General features: G+C 59.8%; 26 protein-coding genes. 12 read left to right on the forward strand and 14 right to left on the reverse strand.

Annotation, left to right across the window (positions count from 1 at the left end):
* Nucleotides 1-470: 470 nt before the first annotated feature.
* Entirely contained in the window at nt 471-641 is a 171-nt protein-coding gene (locus NKJ93_RS04820) for a hypothetical protein (protein ID WP_352587829.1), read from the forward strand.
* Between the two features lie 375 nt (nt 642-1,016).
* Here NKJ93_RS04820 and NKJ93_RS04825 read toward each other — a convergent pair whose 3' ends face one another.
* The 4 genes from NKJ93_RS04825 to NKJ93_RS04840 form a co-directional block, all read right to left on the reverse strand.
* Nucleotides 1,017-1,262, reverse strand: a complete 246-nt coding sequence (locus NKJ93_RS04825) for a hypothetical protein (protein ID WP_352587832.1) — start codon at nt 1,260-1,262, stop codon at nt 1,017-1,019.
* 310 nt (nt 1,263-1,572) lie between these two features.
* Nucleotides 1,573-2,601, reverse strand: a complete 1,029-nt coding sequence (locus NKJ93_RS04830) for an MBL fold metallo-hydrolase (protein WP_352587835.1) — start codon at nt 2,599-2,601, stop codon at nt 1,573-1,575.
* Nucleotides 2,598-3,209: a hypothetical protein gene (locus tag NKJ93_RS04835; RefSeq protein ID WP_352587838.1), complete on the reverse strand. Its 612-nt coding sequence runs from the start codon at nt 3,207-3,209 to the stop codon at nt 2,598-2,600. Before NKJ93_RS04835 ends, NKJ93_RS04830 begins: the two co-directional genes overlap by 4 nt.
* Entirely contained in the window at nt 3,199-3,891 is a 693-nt protein-coding gene (locus tag NKJ93_RS04840; protein WP_352587840.1) for a hypothetical protein, read from the reverse strand. The genes NKJ93_RS04835 and NKJ93_RS04840 overlap by 11 nt, the downstream gene beginning before the upstream one ends.
* Nucleotides 3,892-4,388: 497 nt before the next feature.
* On the opposite strand from NKJ93_RS04840, the gene NKJ93_RS04845 reads away from it, so the two are divergent.
* Nucleotides 4,389-5,018, forward strand: a complete 630-nt coding sequence (locus NKJ93_RS04845) for a hypothetical protein (RefSeq protein ID WP_352587843.1) — start codon at nt 4,389-4,391, stop codon at nt 5,016-5,018.
* Nucleotides 5,019-5,335: 317 nt separating this feature from the next.
* Here NKJ93_RS04845 and NKJ93_RS04850 read toward each other — a convergent pair whose 3' ends face one another.
* From NKJ93_RS04850 to NKJ93_RS04880, 7 genes are all read right to left on the reverse strand, one after another.
* Nucleotides 5,336-5,767, reverse strand: a complete 432-nt coding sequence (locus tag NKJ93_RS04850) for a YybH family protein (protein WP_352587846.1) — start codon at nt 5,765-5,767, stop codon at nt 5,336-5,338.
* Nucleotides 5,768-5,811: 44 nt separating this feature from the next.
* Nucleotides 5,812-6,228 carry a hypothetical protein gene (locus NKJ93_RS04855; protein ID WP_352587849.1) on the reverse strand — a complete coding sequence of 139 codons (417 nt, stop codon included), beginning with the start codon at nt 6,226-6,228 and terminating at the stop codon, nt 5,812-5,814.
* A gap of 321 nt (nt 6,229-6,549) precedes the next feature.
* Nucleotides 6,550-6,852, reverse strand: coding sequence for a hypothetical protein (locus NKJ93_RS04860; RefSeq protein ID WP_352587852.1), 303 nt, complete (start codon nt 6,850-6,852; stop codon nt 6,550-6,552).
* A 218-nt stretch (nt 6,853-7,070) separates the two neighbouring features.
* Nucleotides 7,071-7,223 (reverse strand): hypothetical protein, encoded by a 153-nt coding sequence (locus tag NKJ93_RS04865; protein ID WP_352587855.1) that lies wholly within the window; start codon nt 7,221-7,223, stop codon nt 7,071-7,073.
* Between the two features lie 41 nt (nt 7,224-7,264).
* On the reverse strand, nt 7,265-7,582 hold the full coding sequence (locus NKJ93_RS04870; RefSeq protein WP_352587858.1) for a hypothetical protein: 318 nt from the start codon (nt 7,580-7,582) through the stop codon (nt 7,265-7,267).
* A 998-nt stretch (nt 7,583-8,580) separates the two neighbouring features.
* On the reverse strand, nt 8,581-9,237 hold the full coding sequence (locus NKJ93_RS04875; protein WP_352587860.1) for an acyl-homoserine-lactone synthase: 657 nt from the start codon (nt 9,235-9,237) through the stop codon (nt 8,581-8,583).
* 86 nt (nt 9,238-9,323) lie between these two features.
* Nucleotides 9,324-10,046, reverse strand: a complete 723-nt coding sequence (locus NKJ93_RS04880) for a LuxR family transcriptional regulator (RefSeq protein WP_352587863.1) — start codon at nt 10,044-10,046, stop codon at nt 9,324-9,326.
* 151 nt (nt 10,047-10,197) lie between these two features.
* On the opposite strand from NKJ93_RS04880, the gene NKJ93_RS04885 reads away from it, so the two are divergent.
* From NKJ93_RS04885 to NKJ93_RS04895, 3 genes are read left to right on the forward strand one after another with little or no spacing between them, the layout of a single operon-like run.
* Nucleotides 10,198-10,845: a cysteine hydrolase family protein gene (locus NKJ93_RS04885; protein WP_023717228.1), complete on the forward strand. Its 648-nt coding sequence runs from the start codon at nt 10,198-10,200 to the stop codon at nt 10,843-10,845.
* On the forward strand, nt 10,842-12,161 hold the full coding sequence (locus NKJ93_RS04890) for a type I glutamate--ammonia ligase (protein WP_352587866.1): 1,320 nt from the start codon (nt 10,842-10,844) through the stop codon (nt 12,159-12,161). Before NKJ93_RS04885 ends, NKJ93_RS04890 begins: the two co-directional genes overlap by 4 nt.
* Nucleotides 12,161-12,937: an N-formylglutamate amidohydrolase gene (locus tag NKJ93_RS04895; protein WP_352587869.1), complete on the forward strand. Its 777-nt coding sequence runs from the start codon at nt 12,161-12,163 to the stop codon at nt 12,935-12,937. The genes NKJ93_RS04890 and NKJ93_RS04895 overlap by 1 nt, the downstream gene beginning before the upstream one ends.
* Nucleotides 12,938-13,000: 63 nt before the next feature.
* On the opposite strand, the gene NKJ93_RS04900 is transcribed toward NKJ93_RS04895, so the two are convergent.
* On the reverse strand, nt 13,001-13,783 hold the full coding sequence (locus NKJ93_RS04900; RefSeq protein ID WP_352587872.1) for a hypothetical protein: 783 nt from the start codon (nt 13,781-13,783) through the stop codon (nt 13,001-13,003).
* A gap of 149 nt (nt 13,784-13,932) precedes the next feature.
* Here NKJ93_RS04900 and NKJ93_RS04905 point away from each other — a divergent pair, with 149 nt between their 5' ends.
* The 6 genes from NKJ93_RS04905 to NKJ93_RS04930 are packed head-to-tail and all read left to right on the forward strand — an operon-like array spanning nt 13,933 to nt 19,898.
* Nucleotides 13,933-14,559 (forward strand): DUF4129 domain-containing protein, encoded by a 627-nt coding sequence (locus NKJ93_RS04905; RefSeq protein ID WP_352587875.1) that lies wholly within the window; start codon nt 13,933-13,935, stop codon nt 14,557-14,559.
* Complete coding sequence (locus NKJ93_RS04910) at nt 14,556-15,755, forward strand: DUF4350 domain-containing protein (RefSeq protein WP_352587878.1); 1,200 nt, start codon at nt 14,556-14,558, stop codon at nt 15,753-15,755. Before NKJ93_RS04905 ends, NKJ93_RS04910 begins: the two co-directional genes overlap by 4 nt.
* Nucleotides 15,742-16,698, forward strand: coding sequence for an AAA family ATPase (locus NKJ93_RS04915; RefSeq protein ID WP_352587881.1), 957 nt, complete (start codon nt 15,742-15,744; stop codon nt 16,696-16,698). Before NKJ93_RS04910 ends, NKJ93_RS04915 begins: the two co-directional genes overlap by 14 nt.
* On the forward strand, nt 16,695-18,002 hold the full coding sequence (locus NKJ93_RS04920) for a DUF58 domain-containing protein (protein WP_352587884.1): 1,308 nt from the start codon (nt 16,695-16,697) through the stop codon (nt 18,000-18,002). Before NKJ93_RS04915 ends, NKJ93_RS04920 begins: the two co-directional genes overlap by 4 nt.
* On the forward strand, nt 17,999-19,045 hold the full coding sequence (locus tag NKJ93_RS04925) for a stage II sporulation protein M (protein WP_352587887.1): 1,047 nt from the start codon (nt 17,999-18,001) through the stop codon (nt 19,043-19,045). Before NKJ93_RS04920 ends, NKJ93_RS04925 begins: the two co-directional genes overlap by 4 nt.
* Nucleotides 19,032-19,898 (forward strand): RDD family protein, encoded by an 867-nt coding sequence (locus NKJ93_RS04930; protein WP_352587889.1) that lies wholly within the window; start codon nt 19,032-19,034, stop codon nt 19,896-19,898. The genes NKJ93_RS04925 and NKJ93_RS04930 overlap by 14 nt, the downstream gene beginning before the upstream one ends.
* Nucleotides 19,899-20,566: 668 nt before the next feature.
* Here the strand turns inward: NKJ93_RS04930 and NKJ93_RS04935 are convergent.
* Nucleotides 20,567-21,253 (reverse strand): D-lyxose/D-mannose family sugar isomerase, encoded by a 687-nt coding sequence (locus tag NKJ93_RS04935; protein ID WP_352481262.1) that lies wholly within the window; start codon nt 21,251-21,253, stop codon nt 20,567-20,569.
* 145 nt (nt 21,254-21,398) lie between these two features.
* Between NKJ93_RS04935 and NKJ93_RS04940 the strand changes: the two genes are divergently transcribed.
* Nucleotides 21,399-22,457, forward strand: coding sequence for a D-TA family PLP-dependent enzyme (locus NKJ93_RS04940; RefSeq protein ID WP_352587891.1), 1,059 nt, complete (start codon nt 21,399-21,401; stop codon nt 22,455-22,457).
* A gap of 242 nt (nt 22,458-22,699) precedes the next feature.
* Here NKJ93_RS04940 and NKJ93_RS04945 read toward each other — a convergent pair whose 3' ends face one another.
* Complete coding sequence (locus tag NKJ93_RS04945; RefSeq protein WP_352587893.1) at nt 22,700-23,464, reverse strand: heme ABC transporter permease; 765 nt, start codon at nt 23,462-23,464, stop codon at nt 22,700-22,702.
* Nucleotides 23,465-23,631: the final 167 nt, after the last annotated feature.

Here is a 23,631-nt window from a genome sequence, read left to right on the forward strand (position 1 = left end):
GTCAGGCGGCGACTAAGTATTCGCCGAGGATCATGATTTCAGGAATCTCGCAAGCTTCTAAGCGCCGCACGTCGTAAAACCCCTGCTAGTGCGGACCCGCCCCATGATTTCCGAAAGCATCGGCTGGTCGCGGTGGGTTATCATTGCCCCGAGTTCGAATTGCCAAGTCTATTAACTGTCTTCACGTCCATGGCTTGCCGTGCCGTTCTAGAGTCGGCCGGCGTCGTCTTCCTTGACGAGGGACAATGCGTCGATGGCGGCCCGGGTGTTCGACTTCGGTGAAATCTGGTATATTAGCGTCCTCTTGACTACGACTGAAGTCGCTCCACACTCATTCCATGGCGCGGATAAGCATTGGGGACGAGGTGGCGATAACTGCCACGGTTCGGCCTAGGGTTACAGAGGACCGCATCAGCGTCTCTATCCCTTCCTACGGTTTTCCGCATTCAATCAGAGACAGCAAATCCAAAGTGAAGCGCGGCCAGCATATCGAGCTTACGGGCGAGGTCACGCGCATCGATGAGGATAGGGTGACGGTTGACCTTGGGCCGCTGGTCACCATCGATCGCGACAAAGTTCGGCTGGTGGCGAAATACCAGCCGCCAACGAGAAAGAAGCGGCTGCGGGATGAGGTGGACTAGCGAGAAGACCGCCGCTTATCCACGGGACATCGGTACCACTCAAACGAATGGCAATTTTCTATCTGAATGCGTTTAGGGTCCGTGCTCGGAGACCACGCATGGGTATCGCGCGGGAGACAGGTGACTCCCCGTTTCGTTTCAAGGCGTCGAGATGCTACGAGCACTGAAAAGTCAGTTCCTTAGACCTAAAGATCGGGCGATCTGCCAGCGGGTTGTCGACCAGGTAACCGCCGACGCCAAATGGTACAGCACCCCGATAGACGGTCAGATTCTGGCCTTGACCACGATGACTCTCTTTCAAGCCGGGGTTGTCAATGAAACGAATTTGCTGGCACATGTTCGCGCGCGGCGCCACGACTTCACTCGGCCGACCGGCTAGATCCTTCGCCCTCTCGACATCGGCGCGAAATGCGGCTCCTCGTAGTCCGCCGGCCGACCGTTCAGCAGATTCAGCGCCCGCTTTACGTCCCGGTGCAACTGGTCGATCGCATCCCAGTGCGGCCCGAACGGTTTGAGCGCGAGCTGCGCCGCCCGCAGCTCTACCTCGAGTCGGAAAGCTTGCCGCTCAATTTGTCCGAGGTTATATTCTGAAACCTGCTCGTGACGGCGACGGCGGACCATTCTGTTCTCCCTCGAGGGAGAATATAATAGGAATTTATTCCTTCATGCGTCAAGAGTCTTGAGTCTGGTGTTCTCATTTTGTTCAGTGTTGGCAGGATGAGCTGAAGGTACGACAGCTCTGCCGCGCGGGCGGGCGAAGATCGAAAACCATGTCTGCGAGCATACAGGATGCGGCAGGGGTGCGCCTCGCATTGGTTCTGCCTCGCGCACCGCGCCGACGGCGATTAGTATCTTTCACGAGGAACAATGCGTAGGGCACGCGTCTTAGACTTCAGTCGAGGGGCATAAGGTACGCAGCAATCTCAAGAAATTACAAATGGGCTGACAAATACTTTTCCAAGGTGACACAACGCTGCAGAGTAATTGAACCGTCGCAATACTCTGCCACCCCTGGACGGTATTCTCTAACTGGAACTATATTGAGCGATGCTATTGTTCTGTCACTACGAGCAAGTCCCATGATTTCCCCCTCCAAGACGTAGCATTCCAATACTCCATTAAGGTAGGTGGCCGTCTCCTTGCTGGGCAAACGTTTATGCCCTTGCGGATAGGGGGTAATTACAACCTTCGTCTCATTATTTTTTACCTTCGCTCGCAACAACGCGCTGAAGCTCGTCGAAGATCCATGATGAGGAATTTTAACTAAACCATAATTCTGTCCAGCGGTGGCATGCGATGTATGGATTTGGTCGATATCGCAATGAGGGTGAATATTTTGGAGATCACCGCCTAAGAAGTAGAGGCTCCCTCCGTCTTGGATCAAAAAAGACATAGAAGCGTCATTTTGGTCTTCTACGCCAAATCTCCGCAAATCGGCATCACTCTTGCCAAGTGCTTGCGCCAAGCTGGCGAGAAAGTTTGTCTTCCGAAAGTTTGTAGGGCTAACTACGGTTAACCGCTCTCCTGTCGCTGACGCAATGTGGGGTGCTGGATACAAGCAAGTCAGCTCTGCTCCATAGTCTACCCTGTGTCTCGCCTTCTCCAGGATGTCGAAAACCTTTAGAACCTCGGTGATTACAGTGCCTGGACCAGTCGACACATCCGGAGTAAGACGTGCGGCAAAGTGTTTGAACTCGATGGATCGCCAAAGATCTGGTAGCACTACCTTTGAGTTTGGACATGCGTTGATCAGTTCGTCCATTCCTGCGACATGATCATTATGAAAATGAGTAATCACATTATGAGAGACCTTGGCAAAGTCCAAGCCTTGATCGTTAAAATACTCCACCATGAAGTTTTTATTTTTTCTTTTGCAGCAATCAATTGTAATTATCGCGCCATCCGAAAACATTAAGATTGCAGACTCGCCAGGTGACGAGCCAATAATCGTAATTATCAAAGAAAACTCCAGCGGCTGATCACTTTGCTCACAACGCGCTCCTTGATGGCTGTTGGCTTGTCGTCAATGCTCAAGTATATTTTAAGTCCTGCGCGCTCTGTTTGTCCAACCAGCATGTAACCCGCCAAAACGTTAACTAGACTGCCGACTTGGGCTTTATGTCGCTGCGCTGGGGGCAATTCCGTCAACTGAAACTCGCATTCGAAAGGCTGGCCCTTTTTGTCGTGCAGTCTAGCCTCAAACCGGTATCCGTCTTGTCCGGTTATGACCCCGGCGAACGCCCTTTCAGAACGAAATCGAAGGGACTGCCTTCGCTCAGAATTGGTCTTGTTGGGCAGTGGCGCGGGGGATGCGGGGCGAATGCGCCTGAGAGGGTCATCGGCGAGCGCGTCAAGAGCATCTGTTCTGCCTAACTCACCCTGAGATCCGACAGACCCGACGTTGGTTGGTGTACCACCTGATGCTTCGCGAACGGCAGGCTTGCTATCCGCTTTAGGCGTTACCAACTTCTGAACCAAGTTCCAATGATCTATTGCGTTATCCGAATTTGATTCGGACAACGAAAAGATATCTGCGCTCGATGTTTCAAAATTAAATTCAGTTAGCATCTACAAGCCCCTTGAGGTGAGAGACGATAGCTTCGAATTCGCTAACGAATCCGGAATGCGTCTCGTTCAAATGCTCCAAAATCGCTAGGTTTGAGCCCACCGCCTTCTGTTCGTCATTCTTGCCAAACTCAATGTGATTGTTAGCCGCGAACAATACATGCGTCTGGGCGATTTCTTGAATTCGACTAGGCTGCACGGTAAATTCCATGAAACTAATCGGATCGGTCGAAAGCGGCTTTCTCACCGCTAGATTTACGAGCCCACCATTCTTTTTCGGGTCATCATTCTCGAAATCATCTGCCCACCAGCCCCAAGGACCCGTCGGCGCCAAGAGTCTGCCAAGCCTATTTCGATTCTTGAATGAGCCGAGGTCTTCGTGCGTTTCGAGATTCAAACCTGCTGCGTTCAACGGGGTATGCGGGAGCACTTTTCCGAAGAGGTGATTCGTTATTCCAACAAGATCAGCAATCGTATGCACTGCACTAGACAGCTTTGCGCGATTGCGCTCTATCGTAAATTGCACCTCCGAGATTGTGAAATCGCACACGTCTTCATGAATCACATTCACGGAGGGATCGGCGCAGTCATCAATCTCTAAGATTCCATTCGCTCGAACCCAAAATGGCGAGAAAATGGCAGGGTTGAATTTCCCCAATAGTACAATCGATTGTTTTGAAAACATTCCAGTGTCCGGACGGGGTGGACAAGCCTCCCAGGCAGCTAATGCGCATTACTGGCAAGAACGACAGGCAATGTCCAGCCCACCACCGCGAAAGGGCCGGAAGCTAGAGCAACGGCACCGTCACCGTTCGCCTGAACAATCCGGTCAGGCGCCGCACTCATTGCACGGCAGCCTACGAAAGCTGCGGACGCACATGGTTGACCACGGCTGCTGCGGACTTCGTAGCGCACACGGACCCGTGAACCGAGGCAAGGCCACCGGGAGCGTGCCAAAGGATGTAAGCAGGGAATTCCGATGCCACCAAGCCTCGCGGCATGGACGGCCGCGGTTGTTTCGAAGTTGCGTGACATTAGCGCGCCTCGCCTTTGGATGGCAATGAAGGCCTCGCTAGCAGCCTTTCTAACGTAGACACGATTTTGCCCCACACTTGTGTAGGGCGATGCTTGCGTCTGCGGTGATCTTGCGCGATGCTTCCCTTTGCCTGGGGAGGGCTGGGGATGAAATATAGAAAGTTGGCCGTTTTTGCGGCCGCATTTGCGCTTGCCGGCTGTCAATATAAAGCCGAGCCAATGCCAATCGCCGCTTATAACGTTTATTCGAGCTACGGCGAAAAGCTCCCTGGAAAATATCTGCTGTTCATAGACTCCACCGCGCTAAATAGATCGATCAAGCCTTCGGATCTAAATTGCGCCGCTCACAGTTACCCGATCGATATGCGAAGCGGTTTCTCCGGATCTGTCCGCAAGACGCTGGAATCCCTCGTCACAGAACTCGAGATCGTGGATCAGCCAGTCGATGCCGCTGGCCTCGCGGAGCGTAAGAGCCGTGGGATGATTATGGTCAAAGGCGAAGAGATGAATGCCCGACTGCGGGTTGTACCAGGTTTTTGGTCTGCCGGCATAGAAACCGATGTTGACTTGGTTGCTTCGATAACTGTTGACGGTCGAAAAGGTCGATTGCTCGGTTCAACTGTGGAGGGTCAGGGAAATGCACAAGGCGATGCAGGTGTTCTCTGCGAGGGCGGCGCTAAATCGCTAACCGATTCCGCGGAAAAGGCACTGAAACAAGCGGTGGGCCGCCTCGGCGAAGCCCTGACCAATTCGGAACGGGTTCGTAACGGCGTTTGAAGGAAAATAGATGCGCTCGCTTGCATCTGTTCCCCGGAATACCGCTGATCAACGAACCCTTGCCCGCGTTCCCGGTCTGCCGCATCCCCGGCACCGTACGGGCGAGCCAAAGTGTTTGACGTCCGAGGACTATAAGTTCCGCAAGAACTGCTCATCGAATATTGTCGCGTCGCCGACGTCGCGGTTTTCGATGCGCCCGTGGGCCCAGAGCATCGCCGAGCAAATCGGCAAAGCCGTGAGCCTCGGAAAACGAGGCACGCGGCGAAAAGAAATTAGTGCAGTGTCACCGTAGTTCCTAAAACCTCTCCGGCAAGCTTCTACTCCCCGACAATGGACGTCGGCGGGCGTGCCGAGGTTATCGGATCGGCATGACGAAGGACGATCCTCCACGTGCCTTCCTCGCGCCGGAATATGGTGGTGGCTCGAAGCGCAATCGGCACCAGCTTGTTGCCACCACCGACCTTGGATTGGAACCGCTCGACCTCGATGATGTATCCCAAATCGGCTGTCGCATACTCCGAGATGCGCTCAAAGCCGATGGCCTTGCCGTGCCGGTAATTGGTGGCGGCCCGTTCCATGATCTCAGCGGCCTTTCTCCATCCCTTCGCCGGCGGGCCAAAGGGATTGGCAATAATGACGTCGTCCTGTCGCGAGTAGAGGTTTTTCAAGGGCTCAGGATCGCCCTTTACGAAGGCATCCAGAGCCAGATGATCCTGCTCGATAAATTTCGTCAGGTCGGAGGCTAACATCTTGACATCGCCACATGATTAAAAAGAGAACTCTATCAGGCGCTTCATCCGCCCTTCGCCTTGCCACAGGCGTTCGGGCTGGTGTCCGGAGTATAGATCAGAATTACGGTGAGTGCACTTTTTGCAATGTCGCCCCCCGCCGCATGGTGCACCTTGCCGGCGTTCCCGGTCTGCCGCATCGCGGGCGTCGTACGGGCGAGCCAAAGTGTTTTCACGTCCGAAGACTGTGTGTCCCACGAGAACTGCTCATCGAGTATTGCCGCGTCGCCGATGTCGCGGTTTTCGATGCGCCCGTGGGCCGAGAGCATCGCCGGGCAAATCGGCAAAGCCGTGAAACCCGGAAAACGAGGCACGCGACGAAAGGAAATTAGTGCACTGTCACCGTAATTCGGAATTATGGTGACCGTGATCGCCTGGGACGGCTCTACCTTGTTTACTTTATTGGCAAACCCAATCGCCATTCACCTTGGCCAACGACGTTCCAGCGGAGCAGGACCAGCAACCAAGGCTATGTTGGTACTGAGTTCCTCCAATGCAGCTCTGGCACACATTTCCTTCTTGCACACAGGGCCCATCCCACCTGCATTTTAGCTTCCCTGGGGTTTTCACGCACTGCTCGCCCTCTTCGATGGTTATTGAATCAGGCGACGATACACTAGGAGTCTCGGCCGCTGCGAACTGCAAAGATGCCAGCAGCAAGAAGCCGGAACATACAAGCTTCCTCATTGTTGCCTCCATTGGAAATGGAACGCGCCCTCCTGATTGGCCGGAATATTTTCCGACTAATGTTCCATGCACGTCACGAGATACCATGTGTAACCACAGCTGCCACCTCCATGACTACCCTGACGATCAGCGTGGCCATCCAATACCTTTTCCTGACCGTTGCTGATGATCGTGCATGCGGCCCTTACGGCATCCGCCGGTGATGGATTACATCCCACCATTATGTCAGTAGATACAGGGCAACCATTCGCTTGATCCTCGCCGCCGCAAACCCGTTTGGTATAATCCGCAGCAGCAGGACCGGCGAAAGCAAGCGTAGCAAATACTAGCGGCAAAGCAATAAGGCTGTTTCTTTTCATAACAACTCTCCTTGTGCAGTATGGGTTCAGACGACGTTTTGATTTTACCGGTGCGGTATGCGCATCGAACCTTAAAGGTGGGACAAATGCGGAACTTAATATTTAAACTCTGTATCGCCAAGCGGAGCGCAACGTCAGTTGTTCCGGCATTCGCAGGTGGCCATTGAGCAGCAGTCAGCCTGGCCGCCATTATCAGGAATTACGGCGACAGTGCACTTTTAGCCGCCCGCATACTCATCGAGCATTGCCGTGTCGCCGACGTCGCGATCTTCGATGCTCCCCCCTTCGGCCGAGAGCATCGCCGACAAATCGGCAAAGCCATGAAAACCCGGAAACGAGGCAGGCGGCGAAAGAAAGTAGTGCACTGTCACCGCAATCTGTCACCGTAATCGGAATCGGGAATCCGGATGCTTTATACGTAGTTAGCTGTATAGTCAGCATCAAAGCCCGTCATGCAATAGCCCTCTATTGCTTTTAGAGCGAAATCTGAATTAGCATATGCTATGCCAATTCCTACTCCGCCGACGTGATGCTCAATCTTCACTTGTTTGCTTCCACTATTGTGAAAAACCATGCAGCCGTCGGCGCGCTTTTGAAGCTGGATATCCGCGCATGCATTCCCGGAGCACGACCCGGCAAGCGCCGAGCCAAGACTTGCTCCCAAGCACACGGTTGCAGCCATGGAGTAAATCAGGATCTTGATTTTTTTATTCTTCCATTCAGCGTTCATAGTAACCACCTCTCATAGCAAGAAGATATTGCGGATCTCTGCATCTCTTGTCTTGACGATGTTCGTCCTATGCAAACCTAGAGTGCCGGCAATCTCCTGCGCTCCCAAGGACGTGTAAATGGGTAGCAACAACCTCGTCCCACACCCGCGCGATAGGGGCCAAATCGTCCCCGCTAAGCTATTGCGGTGCGCAACTCCCACTTGCTTGTATTTCCTCAGATCGTCTATTCCAAAACCAGTCCTGATCGAATGCTCTGCACACATCCCCTCCAGACCGCGCTACGCTTTCTGCGATCGCCTGACGCGAAGCTTCGCATGACGGCCCATCAGCAGAAATCGTCTGATCGCCAGCATCAAGTTTCTCGGCCGAGCTGCAATAGTACCGCCGTGAGACGAAGTGTTGCCCGTTGTCGGCGTAAGCCACTTCTGATGAGACAAAAGAGATGATCCCAGCAAGAGGCGCAAGAAACTTTAAAGGAGCCACAGTTTCCTCCTTGCACAGTTGGCGACGGTCGTCTTCAGCGGCAAGCTTCAAAGGGGCACATCATCAAGACGGCGCTACTAACGACGCAATGCAGCCGCTAATATGTAAAGCTTGTATCGCCAAGCGGAGCGTAACGTCAGTTGTTGCGGCATTCGCAGGTGGCGTTTCCGTTAGAGTCGCAGTTACCATAGAAGGTTTCGCCTGCGTTGCACGTTTTATCACACGTGCTGGTTGTTCCGTCAGGCTTAGTGCAAGTTTTGGACCCAACAAGAATCAAAGAGTTTCCGCCTGGGGCGCCCTTGAGATCAGGCATATTGAATGCCATCTCGCTAGGCGTCGACATCTTCAGCTCCGTAGCACGACCGGGGATCGAAAAGATACTAAGCAAAGCAATACAAGAACTTGCGATTATCAATGCGGGTTGCATGGTCTTCCTCCTTCGTCGTTGCTGCATGCCTCGTTGACAAAAATACTTTTACGCGATCCCCTTCTAAGGATGGTCCACTTGAGCTCATCAGGCGACCTCCAAGCGCCTCTCGGGCCAACGGAGAAATGAAGGCTGGGCTCCGCGCCGGACCAGCAGAGAATTGTTGATACGAAGTATCTTCCGCACGCTCGCCAGCGCCGCCTCATTCACATCGATATACGCAACGATGTACCATTCGCCGTTTTCTTCCCTGGCCATGCCCATTGGCTCGGCGCGCCACTTCAGCGCACCATGGTGCGGCATGAAGTAGGTTTCCTGGACGCCGCCAACGGCGCTGAGGCCCTCGTCGAGAGCGTATTCCATCACTGCGCAGCACAGCTGCGTCAGCGTGCCCCTCAGTCCAGCAGTTCGCTTATCGGGAACGACGAATGTGCGGGTCCATTCGGCCCAATCGGGGCGCCTTGGGACGCCCGATTTTTCGCACATGTGAGAAAAAACCTCCGAGACCATGTGCGGCTCGCTCGTTGGGATCAATCGAGCCGAGGTCACCACGCGACCATCTTCAATACCAAGCAGGTATGTCGCCGCGTCTGTATCGAATTGATCCAGTTCGCGACCATCCGGGCTCGGAGGGCGCCAACGTTTTTGATGCACGAAGAAATCGTGCCGCCGGCGCAGAAATTCGTCGAATTCGTTTTCGTAGAGATGCTTGTTATGCGCATTGACTACGTGGGCCGTTATCATGGCGCGATCCCCCGATCGTTTCTCGCAGGGATATTTGCAGTCGCGCTAATATACGTCACCTGTCCGATGGGACAGTTGACGCGTTTTTAGGGATGGATCAGGCGCCGGCGCACTGCTTCGACGACCGCTTGCGTGGTCGTGCCGACACCAAAAGCCTCGCGAGCCCGTGTCGAATGCCATTTGACCGTGCGCTCGGTCAGCCCAAGGATCTGCGAGGTTTCCGATGACGTCTTGCCGGCCGCGGCCCACAAGAGCACCTCTTTTTCCCGGTCGGTCAGCAGGCCTTCGTCGTCGTCATCGTCATTCGACAACGCCTGGATCGACATGCCCGCGTATACCGCCATGGTCACCAGTTGCACCTGATGGCGCGGCGAGAGGGTGCAGGACTTCGCGGAAGACGCAAACGACAGCACGGATTGCCAATGGTGAACGCTGAGCATCGGCACAGCGAAGCCGCTACAGATGCCAAACTCCGTCGCCTCGCCGGCGACGCGTCGTGAGCCCTCCGTATCCGACCACTTTGCCGGGACTTCGGACCACAGGAACGGCTTCAAAGTCTTTGCCGAGTAGATGCAAACGCCGTCGACGGCGGCATGCTCGGCCTCGACATAGCGCTCGAACCAGCCGGCCGGCCAGCCATTCAGTTCGACCATCGGTGCAAGCTTCTGGCCACCGAGCGGCACCCCGCTCAGGATTAGGTGCTCGAAGCCGAGATTTCGCACGGTTTCGAGCAGGTCGCCCAGAAGCGGCCCGGTAGCTGTGTGCTTCCTGCAGCGTTCGACAAAGTCGAACACGTCTGAATCGATCATGCCAGAGACCCCCGTCTCCACGCCCGAAAACAAAGTTTAACTCAAATTAGCAACTTCGAATACTCCCAATAAGTGTGTCCACCATGCAGGACGTGTGGACCAAAATCAGCTAAATCAGCCGGATTGTGACCAGCAACACAGGACCCCACGCATGACTCCAGCATTGCCGAAACGAAACGAGCCGTTCCGGGCCGGCGAAACCGCGCTGCTGCTAGTCGACATGCAGCGCGTCTGGCTGGAGCCCGGCGCCGATCCGGCCCATCCGGAGCGCGGCCCCGATCACTATTTCTACCGGCAGACGGCGTCGCAAACGATCCCCAACCAGGAGCGCCTGCTGGCCGCGGCGCGGGCCAACGGCGTCGAGGTGATCCACACCATCATCCAGAGCCTGACCCAAGACGGCCGCGACCGCTCGCTCGACCACAAGCTGACGCCGATCCATATCGCGCCGAGCCGGCCGGAGGGCCTGCCGGTGCCGTCGCTGGCGCCGGTCGGCGACGAGATCATGCTGCCGAAGACATCGTCGGGCGTCTTCAACTCAACCAACATCGACTATGTCCTGAAAAACCTCGGCGTGCGTTACCTGATCGTCGCCGGCATTATGACCGACCAGTGCGTCGACATGGCGGTGCGCGATGCCGCCGATCGCGGCTACCTCGTCACCTGCGTATCGGACGCTTGCGCCGCCGCCTCGCAGGAGCGCCATGATGGCGCGCTCGAGGCGTTCGGCGGCTATTGCTGGATCGCCGACACCGCCATCATTACTGCCCGTTTCGAAGCCTTGGGAAAAGCTACATGACATCGACCGTCGAACCGCTCGTTGCCGTCGTCACCACCGACCTTTCGGCGATCACGCGCGGCCGCTCCGTCGTCGAAAGCAAGCTGCAGAAGATCGCCGCGACCGGCGTCGGCTGGCTGCAGGCCAATCTGTCGCTGACGCCCTTCAATTCCATCGTCGACCCCAATCCCTGGGGCTCGTCCGGCGATGTGCGGCTCATTCCCGATCTCAACGCGCGGTTTCGCACGGCGCTGACCGGATCGCCGACACCGTTCGACATGGTCGCCGGCAACATCGTCGAACTGGACGGCAGCCCGTGGGTCGGCTGTACGCGGACCATGCTGAGCGATGCGCTGGCGGAGTTGAAGGCGGCGACCGGGCTTTCCGTCATCGCCGCGTTCGAGCATGAATTCCATATCGAGGGCGACTTTGGGCCGGCTCATTCGATGTCGTTGGCCGCATTGCGCCGCGCCGATCCGTTTGCCGCCAATCTGATGGCGGCGCTAGCGGAAGCCGGCGTCGCGCCGGAAGTGGTGATCGCCGAATTCGGCACCGACCAATTCGAGGTGACATGCGAGCCAGCCGATGCGCTCGCCGCGGCCGATCGGGCGGTCGCCATCCGTGAGATCACGCGCGAAGTCGCGCGATGTGCCGGCTGGCGGGCGAGCTTCGCGCCCAAGATCGCGCCGGATGCCGTCGGCAACGGCGTCCACATCCATTTCAGTTTCGTCGACGAGGCCGGCAAGCCGGCGACCTACGATCCGGCCCAGCCGGGCGGTCTTTCCAGCCGGACCGCTTCGTTCTGCGCCGGCGTGCTGCGCCACCTGCCCGCGATCACCGCCATGACGGCGGCGAGTGTGTCGTCCTACTACCGGCTGAAGCCGCATAGCTGGAGTTCGTCCTACACCTGGCTTGCCGATCGCGACCGCGAGGCGTCCTTACGCATCTGCCCGACGGTGACCATCGGCGGGCGCGATCCGGCGCGGCAGTACAACATCGAATACCGGGCAGCCGACGCCACCGGCAATCCCTATCTGTCGCTGGCGGCGATCGTGCGCGCCGGGCTGGAAGGGCTGAAGGCCAAGCTGCCGGCGTCGCCGCTGGTCACCGGCGACCCGACGCAGATGAGCGCCGCCGAACGCAAGAAGCTTGGCCTCGTACGGCTGCCGGAAACGCTGCCGGCGGCACTCGACGCGCTCGTTGCCGACAAGACGGTCACCGGATGGTTCGCGCCGGTGTTCGTCGAGACCTTTGTCGGCCTCAAGCGGCATGAGACCGAGCGCCTCGCCGGTCTCGATCCAGTGGCGGTCTGCGATCTCTACCGGACGCTCTATTGATGGCTGAGCCGCTTGCCAACGCCATCCAGCCTCAGGGTTGGCCACCCGCGGTCGAAGCGATAAACGAAACGGGGCGTTCCGATATCGTTCTGATATGCGAGCACGCGTCCAATCACATCCCGGCCGAGTATGCGCGGCTCGGTCTCGACAGCAGCCATTTGCAGCGCCATATCGCCTGGGACATCGGCGCCGCCGAAGTGACCCGCGCTCTGTCGAAGCTGCTCGATGCTCCGGCCTTCCTCAGCTCCTATTCGCGGCTTTTGATTGATCCCAACCGGCCGCTGGGTTCCAGTGGCAGCATTCCGGTACTGTCGGAAGACATTGACATCCCCGGCAATGTCGGCCTCGATCCGGAGGAACGAAGCCGGCGTGCCGAAATCATGTTCACGCCGTTTCATAACCGCGTGGCCGCCCATCTCGACGACCGGGCGAGGCAGGGCAGAGCGACGCGGATCGCGGCGATTCACTCCTTCACGCCGGTCTACCTCGGTGTCGGCAGGCCCTGGCACGCCGGCGTGCTTTACGATCGGGCAGTCGATTTCGGCCAGGCAGTGCTTGCCGGCCTGCGCGCCGACAGTGCGCTCAACGCCGCGGCAAACGAGCCCTATGTGATCAGCCGCGACGGCGACTATGCCATACCGGTCCATGGCGACGATCGCGGCATTCCCGCAATCCTCATCGAGATCAGGCAGGATTTGCTGGCGGGCCGCTCCGGCATCGAGGAATGGGCGAAGCGGCTGGCCACAGCGTTACCGGCGCAGACAAAGGCTTTGTGAACAAGCTCGGCTCAGTAGCGCAATGCGAGAGCCGAGCCGTCGGTGAAAAGCCTCCACCCGTCCTCAGGAGAAGATTTGCGACAGTTCTTCGACGCTGGTGCCTTCCTTGACCTGACGCAGCTCGACATAGCTGACCGCCGTGGCCACCGACAGCACCATCGACAGTACGGTCGACACCAAGGCTGCCGCCACATCGGCAATGATCCCACCCAACATGACGATGACTGCCAGCATCACCCACTGGATGACCATCGCGATGATCATCAGGATCAGGAAGAGGCCAAATAGCGGCCAGCGGTTGCCCTTGGTCAGGACGCGGCTGCGAGACATCGAACCGAACACGCCAAGCCGCTCCTGGATCAGAACCGGCACCGCCACGCACCATCCGAGCCACAAGATGATGCCGGGAACCAGCAAGGCTATCGACGCCAGGCCCGCACCCAGGGCGACGAGCAGGCCAATACCAAGGGTCGGCAGCAAATTGCGGATGGCTATCTGAATACAGTCGCCAAAGGTCGGCCGCTTGCCGTTCAAGTCCTCGATCGTTGCCCGCACCAGCGCCGACTGGAGCAGCAGCGCGAAAACGAAGGATAGCAATCCCGCAATAACCGTAATCCATGAATTCTGAAACATCATCGAGGGATCGGCCGCGGCGCCGGGGTCGCCCTGCAGAACCGCATCTAGTTGCGGTTGGCTCCACAGCCGAAGAATAATCGCCGGCAAGCCTGAAAACAGCAGCGCGAGCCCAAGGCATAAGCCGATGTTGCGGCCGATCACGGCGAAGCTGTTGTTGAACACTCTGCCGATCTCGAATTTCTCAGGCCGTTCCAGTGTCGTTGAAGCCATGATTTCCCCCGTGTTTCGCCGTAACAGTATCACGGCGCCCTAATAGCAATTCTGCCAAGATTAACCGTGGGCGTCCAGCCCACTTGCAATTCTTGTGCTGCATTGTCAGTGTCGGCTGGGAACTGCAGGTTGCAGGGGAGCGGGTGACGGTGGCACAGCCAGGCACAGCGGAAGCCGAATGGCTGACCAATCTGCACAAGCAGCTGATCGCCGATGAGTCGATCCAGTTCGACCTGCCGGCCTATGTGCCGCCCCAGCCGCCCGACTGGCTGAAGCCGCTGCTCGATCTTTTGTCATCGCTCGGTCCCTACATGATCTATCTGTTCTGGGGGGCGGTGATATCGGGCGCCGCAATCATCCTGCTTTTGGTCTTCCTCGAGGTGAAAGGCATCGCCTGGCGGCTGCCGTGGCAGCGCGCGCGGCCCGAGGCCGAGGCCGAAGAGACCTGGCGCCCCGACGCCGGCGCCGCGCAGATCCTGCTGTCGGAAGCCGACACGCTGGCCGCGCGCGGCGACTATGACGAAGCGGTTCACCTTTTGCTTCGGCGCAGCGTCGCCGATATTGCCGGCCGGCTGCCGGACTTCCTGCGCCCGTCGCTCACCGCGCGCGACATCGCCAATGCCCCTTCCCTGCCGGGAAGGGCACGCCATGCCTTTACCGAGATCGCCCGCATTGTCGAGGCCGCGCTGTTCGCGCGGCGGCCGGTCGGCGCGGAAGGCTGGCGGCAAGCACGTGGCGCCTATGAACGGTTCGCCTTCCGGGATGCCTGGACGTGAGCGCAACGGCGGTCGAGGCGCAGGAGCCGTTCAATCGAAAGACACTGTTTTGGGGGATTTTCGCCAGCCTGCTTGCGGCAGCCGGTTTCTTCCTGCTGTCCACCTATGCTCCCGATTTCCGGCAACCCGGCAATGGCGGCGCCACGCCGCTGTCGAAAAGCGGCGTCGGCTACGCCGGCCTGGCCGAATGGCTGAAGCTGACCGGCGAACCGCCCTTCATGGCGCGGACTGAGGACGATCTCGGCACCGACATGCTGCTGATCGTCACCATTTCGCTCGACAGCGATCCGGAGGCTCTCGACCACATCCTCGACCTTCGTCAGGACCAGAATACGCTCTTCGTGCTGCCCAAATGGCAGATCCTGCCGCTGCAGGAGCATGAAGGCTGGAACATGAAATTCGGGCGATTGCCTGGTTCGATGGTGAACGAGTGGCTTGGCCGGATCGCCGATGCAAAGATTGGTGCCGGCCAAAGTACGCCAAAGCAACTCGACATCGACGGCAGGCTCGTCAACGCCCCCGAAGAATTGCAGTGGGTAGCGGACGAACACCCGGTCATTGCAGCCGGCAAAGGCCAGGCCGTGCTGACGCAAGTGGAGAACAAGCCGTTCTATATCCTGACCGACCCCGACCTGATCAACAACGCCGCCCTCAAGGATCCCGACAAGGCGGCAGCGGCGCTCGGGCTGATCGCCTTGCTCCAGCCGGACGACGGGCCGGTGATGTTCGATCTGACGCTGCACGGCGCGGGGCGGAAGTATGATCTGGCCAAGCTTCTGGTCGAGCCGCCCTTCCTGGCGCTGACACTGACGATCCTGGTCGCTGCGGCGCTGGCGTTCCTGCATGGCCTCGGCCGATTCGGCCCGCCGCGTGCCGACCAGCGTGCAATTGCTTTCGGCAAGCGTGCGCTGGTCGATACGACGGCGATGCTCATGCGGCGTGCCGGCCGGCTGGACGAGCTGGGAAGCCGCTATGCGGCCTTGATGCGGGTGCGCGCCGGCGCGCTGCTCGGGGCACCGCAAGGGTTGCAAGGCACAGCGCTCGACCACTGGCTCGACTCTCGCGATAAGGAGCAAGCTGGCGGCTTCACGATGCGCTCGCAAGCCGCCGGCGAGGCCAAGAACTTGGCGCAGATGCAACAGGCAGCTGAGCGGCTGCACGACTGGACAGCAAGGAGGCTCGGTGAACGTCGATGATGTCAAGGCCCTGGCGACACGGATCAGGGAAGAAGTGGCCAAGGCGATTACCGGGCAGCACGATACGGTCGACCTGATGCTGACCGCCTTGTTTGCAGGCGGGCATATCCTGCTCGAAGGCCCTCCCGGCACGGCCAAGACAATGACCGCGCGCTGCTTCGCCCAAGCGCTTGGGGTCGCCTACGGGCGGATCCAGTTCACACCGGACCTGATGCCCGGCGACATCGTCGGGTCGAACATCTACAACTTCCAGACCGGGCAGTTCACGCTGACGCGCGGCCCGATCTTCTGCGATCTCCTGCTTGCCGACGAAATCAACCGCACGCCACCCAAGACACAGGCCGCACTGCTCGAGGCGATGCAGGAACATGCGGTCACGTTCGACGGCACCACGCATTCGCTCGGCCGCAACTTCATGGTCGTCGCGACCCAGAATCCGATCGAGCACCAGGGCGTCTACCCGCTGCCCGAGGCACAGCTCGACCGCTTCCTGTTCAAGCACCGCGTCAGCTATCCCGGCCCCGAGGAAGAACGGGCCATCATCGTCCATCACGGCGGCGGCTCCGCCTCGCACGACATCGCGCAATATGGCATCGAGGCGCAGACGGACCGCGAGACGCTGCAGGAGGCACTTGCAACCGTCGGCTCCGTCACCCTCGTCGACGATGTCGTCGGCTATATCGCGGCGCTGGTTCGGGCTACGCGCGAAAATGCCGATCTGGAAGTGGGGGCCAGCCCGCGCGCGGGCGCCATGCTGGCGCGGGCGGCGCGTGCCCGGGCGGCGCTGGACGGACGCGCCTATGTGATCCCCGACGACGTCAAGGCGCTGGCAGTGCCGGCGCTGCGCCATCGCGTCATCCTTTCGCCTGCCGCCCAGATCGACGGCCGCCTGGTCGAGCAGATCGTCTCCGACCTGGTCGACCAGACGGAAGCACCACGTTGATCTATCCCAGCGGCCGAGCAGTGTGGGCAGCAGCGGCCGGCGCGGTGCCGGCCTTCCTGGTCGCGCTGGCACTGCCGTCGTTCTGGTATCTGGGATTGCTGTGGAGCTGCCTGCTGCTTGCCTTCCTGGCGGTGGATGCCGCGGCCGGACGCGGGCGGGCATCGCTGAATGCCAGCATCGATGCGCCGCAGCAGGTCGGTGTCGGCGGCGAGTTCAGCGTGCAAATCGCCGCCCGTCACTCGGGGCCGCGCGCCGCGGAGGCTCGCGTCGGCCACGATGCGCGTCTGGCGCCGGTGAGCGACAGCGGTGGGACATTGCTGCCAACCCCCGGAGGCGGGTCGCTCGACCTTCGCTTCCAGGCGCTGCGGCGTGGGATCGCCAGCTTCGACCGTCTTTGGGTGCGCTGGCGCGGGCCGTTCGGGCTGGTCTGGAACCAGGTCGTGCTGCCGGTGGAAAGCAAGGTTGCGGTGCTGCCCGACGTCAGCAGCGCCCGCGGCGAGGCGCTCACGCTGCTGCAGCGTGCGACCCTCGCTGAAGGCCATGCGCAGCGCCGCGCCGGCCAAGGCCGCGAGTTCGACGCGCTCAAGGATTACCAGCCGGGCATGGGCCGGCGGATGATCGACTGGAAGCGCAGCGCCCGCCACGGCAAGCTTTTGGCGCGCGAGTTCCGCATCGAGGAGAACAACAATATCGTGCTGGCCATCGATAGCGGACGCCTGATGTGCGAGCCGGTCGACGGTGTGCCGAAGGTGGATCGGGCGGTGACGGCCGCCTTACTGTCGGCATTCATCGCGCTGAAGGGCGGCGACATGGTCAGCCTGTTCGGCTTCGATGCAAGGCCGCGCGTTTCGAGCGGCGCGGTACGCGGCCCCGCCAGCTTTGCGATGATCCAGAAACGGGCGGCGGAGATCGACTATTCCAGTGAAGAGACCAACTTCACCTTGGCGCTGACCACGCTTTCGGCACGGCTCGACCGCCGTTCGCTGGTCATCGTCTTCACCGATTTCGTCGATCCGATCAGTGCCGAATTGATGCTGCGCACCGTGGGCCGGCTCACCGAACGGCATCTGGTGCTGTTCATGCTGATGAAGGATACCGAACTGGAGGGCCTGGCCGACATGCCGCCACGCTCCGGCGAGGACGTTGCCCGCGCGGTCGTTGCCGGAGGGCTCTTGCGCGAAAGGCAGGTCGTCATCGGCCGGCTGCGGCTGCTCGGGGCGCATGTCATCGAAGCCAACCACAATCGGCTGGGTCCCGCGCTGGTCGAGCGTTATCTGCAGTTCAAGCAGGAGGATCTGTTGTGACGGCGCCAGTACCCGGCAGTGCGGTACGTGGCGACGCGGTACGTGGCGACGCGGTACGCCAGTCGCTGGCCAGCTTCCGCCGCGAGCGCGAGGCCGACTGGAAAGCATTCGAGGCGCTTCTCGCGCGTGTCGAGAAGCGTGCGCCGCGCACGCTTTCCGAAGAGGAGCTGCTGTCGCTGCCCCTACTCTATCGATCGGCGCTGTCTTCCCTTTCCGTGGCGCGGGCGACCTCGCTCGACAACGCGCTGGTCGCCTATCTCGAAGCGCTGTCGCTGCGCGGTTATTTCTATCTCTATGGCGCACGCCGCGGGCTGCGGCAGCGCCTCGCCGATTTCTTCCTGCACGACTGGCCCGAAGCCATTCGCGACCTGTGGCGCGAGACATTGGTTTCGGTCGCGCTGATGGTGATCGGCATTGGTGCAGGCGCCTGGCTGGTGGCATCCGACAAGAGCTGGTTCGACGCGATCATCCCGTCCAGCCTGGCAGGGGGCCGCGGTCCAGATGCTTCGGCCGAACTGCTGCGCAGCATGCTTTATGATGGCGACAATGGCTTTCTCCCAGGCTTTGCCGCCTATCTGTTCACGCACAACGTCCAGGTCGCGATCCTGGCCTTCGCCCTCGGCTTTGCCTTCGCCGTGCCGACGGTACTGCTGATGCTGTTCAACGGCTGCATGATCGGTGCGTTGTTCCAAGTCTATTGGTCCAAGGGACTTGGCATGGAGCTCGGCGGCTGGCTGGCCATCCACGGCACCACCGAATTGTTCGCAATCGCTTTGGCCGGCGCGGCCGGCATGCGCATCGGCACCAGCATCGCCTTTCCCGGCGAATTGACACGCATGGCGGCAGCGGCTCGTGCCGGACGCATCGCCGCGAATGCTATGGTCGGGGTCTCGGTCATGCTGCTGTTTGCCGGGCTGCTCGAGGGCATTGGCAGGCAGACCATCACCAGCGACGTCACGCGCTACGCCATTGGCGGTGGCATGCTGGCGCTGTGGATCGGTTACTTCTACCTGTTCCGGATGGTGCGGCATGGCGATCGGTAGACGCGCCGCCTTCGCGGCTATACGGCCGCTGATCACGCCCGAGGGCGTCGATCTTCGGATAAGGCTGGCCGACGCCGGCACCCGGGCCTCCGCCTTCCTCCTTGATTTCGTGTTCATCGCGGTGGCTGCAATCGTGATCACGATCGTCGCGCTGTTCGGAGTGGGAGGCCTTGGCAGCGAGGGGTTTCAGCCGCTCTTCGTCGTCTGGATCATCCTGATCTTTTTTCTGCGCAACGCCTATTTCATCGTCTTCGAAGCGGGCCGGCGCGCGGCTACGCCTGGCAAGCGGATCGTCGGCATCCGGGTTGCGTCGCGCAGCGGAGACGGCCTATCGATCGACCAGGTCATCGCCCGCAACCTGATGCGCGAGATCGAGGTGTTCCTGCCGCTGTCAATCATCGTCGGACGCAGCGGGACCGACCTTGCCGACACGCTGACGACGGTGTTCGGACTGGTGTGGACGCTGCTGTTTGCCTTGTTCCCGCTCTTCAATCGCGACCGCATGCGGATCGGCGACCTGTTGGCAGGGACCTGGGTGGTCGAGGCACCGAAGCGCGCCTTGCTTGAAGATCTGTCGGCACGGCAGGATCCGGCGGCCGGCGCGTTCCGGTTCAGCCACGCCCAGCTCGACGCCTACGGGATTGCCGAGCTCCACAAACTGGAGGAAGTGCTGCGCCGCGACGATTATTTCGCCCTGCGGACGGTTGCCGAGACGATCGGACGCAAGATCGGCGCGGCACCCCAAGCCCATGACGCGCGCGCGTTCCTGACGGCGTATTATGGGGAGTTGCGGGCACATCTCGAACGCAAGCTGCTGCTGGGCAACCGCAGGGCCGACAAGCATCAGCGGTAGGTTCGCTTTCGCAGCCCTTCTATTGGAGAACTACGATGGCTTGGGTTTGGTACGATCGATTGGATACGTCGTTTCAGCCGGCGACTTTTGACTACGGTTCTCCAGTAACCCCCGTTGATGCGATGACCTCCGTACCAATCGAGGAATCTCGTGGTCGGCCGGTGCTTCGTGCCAGATCCAATTTAATCAATTTTGAAAGCCTTCACTGCCCACCAACTGGCAACCCTCCGGCTGTTGATGATACGTGGCAGGAAATAATTTTGAAATTCGTGCCCCAAGAGTTTGTTCAATTTTATCCAATAACCTTAGTGGCCCGCGACGGAACGACTAACAAGTTTTCTTGGGTTCTGCCACTCAGCCGGGTTCGCTGCATAGATCCAGAACGATCTGATGTTGCCAGCGCGGTGGAAGGAGGTAACGTCTTACATATAATTTCTTGTAATTTTTACGTACACTTTGAGCACTGCTTAGGCAGTATTCATCTGGCAAGAGATGAGCAGCAGTTAAATCATATAGTTTTGTCCGAAGAATTGAGAACTGCACTCGCCGTAACAGGCGAGTCCTCAATGTTTTTTCGACCAGGCGACGTTCCCACGTTGATTAGGCGGAGGGTCCATTGACTAAAGATAGCGCAAACTTTGCCAACCGGCCAGACCGCCCGTCGCTTCTCACCCCACCCAGTTCTCATAATCAGACACCAACAGGTGCAGCGGCGCTGTGTCCTCGTCAATGTCCGCGAAGCGGCCGATTGGTTCGCGAAAGACATTGTCGGTGAGATCGTCGTTGACCGTCGAAACCTCGCCGATCAGCACGTCCTTGCCTTCGGCCCAGAAGGCGTGCCAGACGCCCGGCAGCAGCGTCACGCTCTGGCCTGGGTCGAGCTTCAGCAGCCCACCCGCAGGCAGCCTGTGGATGGTTCCGTCGACAGGCACCGTTACTTCGGCCTTCGGGTCGATGCCGCCATCGCGGTCATGCATGAACAGCTCCAGCACCAGCTTGCCGCCGCCACGGTTGATGATGTCTTCGGCCTTGATGTTGTGGCGATGCATCGGCGACAGCTGGTCCTTGCGCGAGATCATGATCTTCTCGGCATAGAGCATGCCCATGCCCTTCTTCATGTCTTCGTAGCGGCCGTTGCGGACGGTGAACAGGAACAGGCCGAGCTCGTCGAACTTCTCCTGGCCATAATCGGTGATGTCCCAGCCGAGCCGGGAGGAGAAGATCGCCGACGAATCCTGCCGGCGCGCCTTCATCTCTTCGGGGCTCCAGTAGGCGAAGGGCGGCATGATGTAGCCGAACGAGCGGATGAAGGCGTCGGCGTCGCGGATGATGTCGTTGATGGCGGAGCGTTTCATGATCGTGGTTCCTTCCCGTCGCTTTGCGAGCGCTAACGCAATAGCCGAACGTCAATTCGGTGTCGATGCAAACTGCTGTCGCTGGCCCCATGACATGCGGTCCGATCAGGGCCATAAGGTCAACCAATTTTCCGATGGTGAGACCATGCGCAGCATAGACGACCTCGATACGCCGGCGATCCTGATCGATGCCGGCCGCGCCGAAGCCAACATCGCGCGGGCGCAGGCCCATGCCGACCGGCACGGGCTGAAACTCCGGCCGCACATCAAGACCCACAAGCTGCCCTACTGGGCAAAAAAGCAGATCGCGGCCGGCGCCGTCGGCATCACTTGCCAGAAGATCGGCGAGGCCGAAATCATGGCCGACGCCGGCCTGACCGACATCTTTCTGCCCTACAATATCCTCGGGCGGGCGAAGCTGGAGCGCCTCAAGGCGCTGCACGGCCGCGTAACACTGTCGGTGACAACGGACAGCATGGACACGCTGATGGGACTTGCCGCCACCTTTACCGATCCCGGCCACCGCCTGCCGGTGCTGGTCGAATGCGACACCGGCATGGGCCGCTGCGGTGTGCAGTCGGCCGGCGAGGCAGTCGCGCTGGCGAGCGAGATCGACAAGGTCCGGGGGCTCGTCTTCGGCGGCTTGATGACCTACCCGGGGGCGGGCCGCGCCGCAGAGACCGAGGCGTGGCTCGCCGATGCGCAGCAAGCACTTGCCGCATCCGGCCTTGCCTGCGAGCGTATCTCCAGCGGCGGCACGCCCGACATGTGGCGCTCGGGCGAGCATTCCGTCGTTACCGAATACCGGCCTGGCACCTACATCTATCTCGACCGCTACCAAGTCGCCAAAGGCGTCGGCAGCCTCGACGATTGCGCGCTGACGGTGCTGTCGACGGTGGTCAGCCGTCCAACGCCGACACGCGCCATCCTCGACGCCGGCAGCAAGGCGCTGTCCAGCGACACGCTGGGGCTCGCCGATTTCGGCGAGCTGCTGGGCATTTCAGGCGCAAGGGTGACCAGCCTCAGCGAAGAGCACGGCAACGTCACGCTGTCAGGCGACGCCGAGCTTCGCATCGGCGAGCGCGTGCGCGTCGTGCCCGACCATTGCTGCGTCGTCACCAATCTGTTCGACGAGGTGCATCTGATCGAAGGCGACAAGGTGATCGAGACTTTGCCGGTCAAGGCGCGAGGACGGATGGGATGAACCAGGCCGGAGCGCGTGCGGAGGCTTTAATGTATAGAATTTTCCGGACGGCGGAGGGACAGCACCCCCCTCTGTCCTGCCGGACATCTCCCCCGCAAGGGGGGAGATTGGCAGCTCCGCCGCCCGCACCCACTTTGATACGTTGGTAATTGGCGAAAGCAGAAGCAACATCCGATCTCCCCCCTTGCGGGGGAGATGTCCGGCAGGACAGAGGGGGGTGGGAAGAAACTCGACGGATAAGATCAGCCGGGTTGCCGTTCAGCTTGCCTTGCCGCGACGCGGCGCATCGAAATGACACGGCGGCGGCGGATCTCGGTGCGCATTGCCATCAGATGCAGCGCGAAGAACAGCACGGTGAAGCCGAGTGCCATCACCAGCAAGGGCCACAACAGGCTTGGATCGATGGTCGGCCCGCCAAGCCGGAACACCGAAGCCGGCTGATGCAGCGTGTTCCACCAGTCGACCGAAAATTTGATGATCGGAATGTTGATGAAGCCGACCAGGGTGATGATGGCGGCGGCCCAGGCGGCGCGCCCGGCATCGTCGAGCGCTCGGGTCAGCGCGATGATGCCGAGATACATCAGGAACAGGATGAAGACCGAGGTCAGCCGCGCGTCCCACACCCACCAGGTGCCCCACATCGGCTTGCCCCAGATCGAACCGGTGATCAGCGCAAGGGCGGTGAAGACGGCGCCGATGGGTGCCGCCGATTTCAGCGCCACGTCGGCCAGCGGATGGCGCCAGACCAGCGTGCCAAGCGCCGAGACCGCCATCAGCGTGTAGCACATCATGGCAAGCCAGGCGAAAGGCACGTGGATATACATGATGCACACGGTGATGCCTTGCTGGAAATCCTCAGGCGCCGTGAAGCTCATATAGAGACCGACAGCGAGGATGATGGCGGCCACGCTCGCCAACCACGGCACGACCTTGTCGACCAGCCCGACGAACCGCGTCGGGTTGGCAAGGTCCATCCAGCCGGAGAGGCGTGAAGTCGTGTCGCTCATGCGGCTTTACATAGACCGCCGGCGGAGTTGCGGCAACCACGGCGCCGGCGGTCTCTCCTTCTCCCCTTTGTGGACCTGTTGCGCAGTCATGAGCAAAAGCTTGCGGCGGCGGGGTTGCGGCGGTTGTTCGCTTGTTTGCGGGGGATTTGACGTCTTGTTTGGGGTTT

The organism is Mesorhizobium sp. M0028 (genome assembly GCF_040323855.1).
Taxonomy (GTDB): domain Bacteria; phylum Pseudomonadota; class Alphaproteobacteria; order Rhizobiales; family Rhizobiaceae; genus Mesorhizobium.